5 protein-coding genes are annotated in these 3585 nt (G+C 67.2%); 2 read left to right on the top strand and 3 right to left on the bottom strand.

Annotated elements, in window-relative coordinates; genetic code table 11:
* Both RWR81_RS12880 and RWR81_RS12875 read left to right on the top strand, forming a co-directional pair.
* Positions 1–315: hypothetical protein (locus RWR81_RS12880; protein WP_314458119.1), on the top strand; the 315-nt coding region annotated here is incomplete at its 5' end.
* A gap of 20 nt (positions 316–335) precedes the next feature.
* Positions 336–1103: a TIGR03089 family protein gene (locus tag RWR81_RS12875; protein ID WP_314458118.1), complete on the top strand. Its 768-nt coding sequence runs from the start codon at positions 336–338 to the stop codon at positions 1101–1103.
* A 34-nt stretch (positions 1104–1137) separates the two neighbouring features.
* Here RWR81_RS12875 and manA read toward each other — a convergent pair whose 3' ends face one another.
* The 3 genes from manA to RWR81_RS12860 all read right to left on the bottom strand — a co-directional run.
* A complete protein-coding gene (manA, locus tag RWR81_RS12870; RefSeq protein WP_314458117.1) occupies positions 1138–2328 on the bottom strand; it encodes a mannose-6-phosphate isomerase, class I in 1191 nt (396 codons plus the stop codon).
* 69 nt (positions 2329–2397) lie between these two features.
* Positions 2398–2865: a hypothetical protein gene (locus RWR81_RS12865; RefSeq protein ID WP_314458116.1), complete on the bottom strand. Its 468-nt coding sequence runs from the start codon at positions 2863–2865 to the stop codon at positions 2398–2400.
* A 179-nt stretch (positions 2866–3044) separates the two neighbouring features.
* The coding region (locus RWR81_RS12860; protein ID WP_314458115.1) for a dTDP-4-dehydrorhamnose 3,5-epimerase at positions 3045–3585 on the bottom strand (541 nt) is incomplete at its 5' end.

Genomic DNA, 3585 nt, shown 5'->3' with positions numbered 1-3585 from the left:
TTCCACATGCCGGCCTCCCTTCGATCCGAGCTTCTTGCCAGTAAGAATTACATGCTTGTGAGACAAGGTCAGTCAAGCCGGGGAGGGAAAGTTCACCCTCTCGTGATCATGACATCATTCCTTGATATATCAAGGAATATCCCCATCTGGCTAACACCATATGTTGACTTCCTACAAATCCCCTGGGAGGTGCCCGCGGCCTGCCTGACAGCAGCAAAATATACGGTTCTCCAGAGACCTCTAGGGCATCACCTCACCGAGCAACTCCAGTCCAACCGGCTGGACAGCACCAGGGAGATTCCTGGACGTCAGTAGATCTGCTTCAATCTATAGACATGCACGACCCTTTACTGACCCTGCTTCCAACCCCTCATGACACCGGCCGGCCGTGGCTAAATTGTTATGGAGATGATGAGCGCGTCGAGTTGACCGGATACGTGACGTACATGTGGCTGGCCAAGGTTGCAGGTTTGATCACAGCAGAGTCGACACCGGGTGACGGGGTCCATGTGGGAATGCCCCCGCACTGGCGGACGGTGGCCTGGGCGTGCGGAGCGTGGGCGGCCGGGCGGAGAGTGCTCCTGGGGACCGGCGAGGAGGTCGGGGCCGTCGGCCTCGTCCCGGAACTGAGCGTCGCCTTCAGTCCGGAGCACCTGTGCGAGGCGGCGGAGGTGCAGGTGCTGGTGCCACCCGCCTCCCTGGCGTTGCGCTGGCCGGGAGAGCTGCCCGCTCTCGTGCTCGACGGCGCCGCGGACCTCATGGCATATCCGGACCGCTTCGCACCGGTGAGCCTCAGCGCCGACCTGCCCTGCCTCACCGACCTCGCCCCGGCTGGCACGCAGGACGCGCAGCCCGTCACACTGACGCGCGGCGAGCTGGTGGCCAGGGTTGACGCCCTCTGCGGCGATGCGGACCCCGCCGGTTCACGCGCCGTCCTGATACGCCGCCAACGGGCCGCGGAGGCGCTTCAGGAGGTCCTGGCATCCTGGCGCGCCGGGCGCACGGCAGTGGTGCTCACCCCGGAAGCGGGCGACGACGTCGCTGCGGCCGCCGCTCGTCAGGAGGGAATCGCTGACGGAATCACCGGAGTGCAGGTCGACTGAGCATCCGCCCCACCAGGGTGTCCCTCACCCCTGTTCAGGGGACGTCGGCCTGAACGAGGGTGCCCTCCCCCTCGACGGACAGGCTGCGCTCGTCGGCACCGACGAACACCGCCTCTCCCTGTGCCAGCGTCTGCGAGTCGGCCTGGGTCACCAGGGTCACGGCCCCCTCAATGGCAAGCAGGATGCGCGGCCCTCGCCCGGGGACGGGCAGGCGGCCATCGGTGACCACCACGGTGGTGACCATGAGCTCGAAATCGTCCACCGGCGCGTAGTAGGCGCGGGTGGCGCGCGAGAGGTACTCCGGGGCAGGGCGCACCGGTGGCGCCGCCACGTAGTCGACGCAGGCCAGCATCTCGGGGACGTCGATGTGCTTGGCCGTCAACCCGGCGCGCAGCACATTGTCCGAGGAGGCCATGACCTCCACCCCCAGACCGGAAATGTAGGCGTGGACACTACCCGCGGGCACGAACAGGGCCTCGCCGGGCTGGAGGGTGACAGGGTTGAGCAGGAGCGCGGCGGCCACCCCGGGGTCGCCGGGGAAGGTGGCCGCCATCTTCAGGACATTGGAGTCCACGCGTAGCGACGGCGATGTGCCGGCCTCGAAGCGGGCGGCGATCTCGGCGATGAGGTCACCGATCTCTTGACGGCTCGGGCGGGTGGCCGCCGAGACGACGTCGGAGAAGACCTGACGGATGCCGTACCGGGTCGGGTTGAGTCGCAGAGTGCGGCGCATCCTGCGGGCCAGGATACTGTCCAGCCCGGCGAGGACCTCGACGGCGCGGCGCGGGGCCCGGAAGCCGGCGACCGCCTGGAAACGGGTGAGGGCCAGGACCATCTCCGGCTTGTGGTTGGTGTCCTTGTAGTTGCGGGCGGGGTGGTCCAGGGCGACACCCGCCTCATCCTCCAGGGCGTAGCCCTCGGCCGCCTGCCCCTGACTGGGGTGAACCTGGAGGGACAGGGGCTGCTCGGGGGCGATGAGCTTGAGCAGGAAGGGCAGCTGGAACCCGAATCGCCTGATGACGTCATCACCCAGGAGGCGCTCGGGCTCGGCCTCGATGAGGTCGGACAGGGTCCGTCCCTCGGCGATCCGGGCCGGACCACCGGGATGGGAGCCGTACCAGGCCTCTGCCCAGGGGTCGCCGTCGTCGGCCACACCCAGGATCGCGGGGATGGCGGTGGCCGACCCCCAGGCGTACCGCCGGCGTGCGGGCTCAATTCTTCTCATGGAGCATCACCGTACCGGCCCCGGGGACGCAGGCGTGTCCACGACGGCAACATGCAAGCTGTTCTCCACCTATGAGACCCGACGCAGCCCGCCTCTGCGCAGCGACACCCAGGCGCGCCGAACGGCGGTGGCCGCGGGCCGGCGAACGGGCGACTGCTCCGACTGGGGAAGAGGGCCAGGAACTGCCTGCGAGACTCGGTCACCATTGACGAGAGGCCGTTCCTCGCCCGTTAGCGAGTGGTTCATGTCACCCTGGCGGACATGCAGGCGAGTCAGGACAACCAGCGTGGCGGCGCCCCAGGAGACGTAGACGCTGGCGGCCAGAACCGCGAGCAGGTTCCAGTGGGGCGGGTCGTAGCGCACAAGGTCGTCGGAGAAGTGCGCAGGGGCGATGAGGAACCCGATACCGGTGCAGGTGACGGCGCTGGCCAGCAAGACGAGCAGCGCCCGTCGGTCGCGCCTGAGCAGTGCCAGCAGCAGGAAGACGGCGGGGGTGAGCGTGACGGCGATGGCGATCGACCGAGGCCGCACATCCATCACGGCACCACATCGATCTCGTTTTGTTATGCTTCTTTTCGTTAGAATTTCTGCCACCGCATCCCTCCCCAGAAGAATCAGTCCTTTCCCCGAGACCACAGGGAGTCAGATGAGGTGGTACGACGGCAAGGGCGACCGAGAACAGGCCGACCCCGCCCCGCACAGGCCCGACGACCCTCCTAGCCGCCCACCTCAGACGAGGGGAAGGGGCTGACGTCGGTCAGGCGGGGATGGGCCCTGTCCTTGTCGGAGAGGATCGCCTCGGTCAGGGCTATGGGCCAGGGGATGTTCACCGTCTCGTCGGCCAGGTTGAGGAAGGTGTACTGGGCGTCGGCCGACCAGTGGTCGTTGACCAGGTAGGTGTAGGCGGTATTGGGCTCCAGCGTCTGGTAGGCGTTGCCCACACCCCGGGGCACGAACACGGCCACCGACGGGTCGATCTCGCAGGTGTAGACGGTCCCGAAGGACGGCCCCTCGCGCAGGTCCACCCAAGCGCCGAAAACGCGGCCGGTGGCCACCGAGACGAACTTGTCCCAGGGCTCGGCGTGGATGCCCCGAGTCACCCCGACCTCATTGTTGAAGGAGATGTTGTTCTGAACCGGCCCGAAGTCGGGCAGCCCCAGGGCCAGCATCTTCTCCCTCTGCCAGTTCTCCTTGAACCAGCCGCGGTTGTCCCCGTGAACAGTCAGGTCGATCCGCAGGAATCCCGGAATCGGCGTC

It is taken from the genome of uncultured Actinomyces sp. (assembly GCF_963526355.1).
In the GTDB taxonomy this organism is placed as follows: domain Bacteria; phylum Actinomycetota; class Actinomycetes; order Actinomycetales; family Actinomycetaceae; genus Actinomyces.
This window is presented reverse-complemented; position numbering and strand designations above follow the sequence as displayed.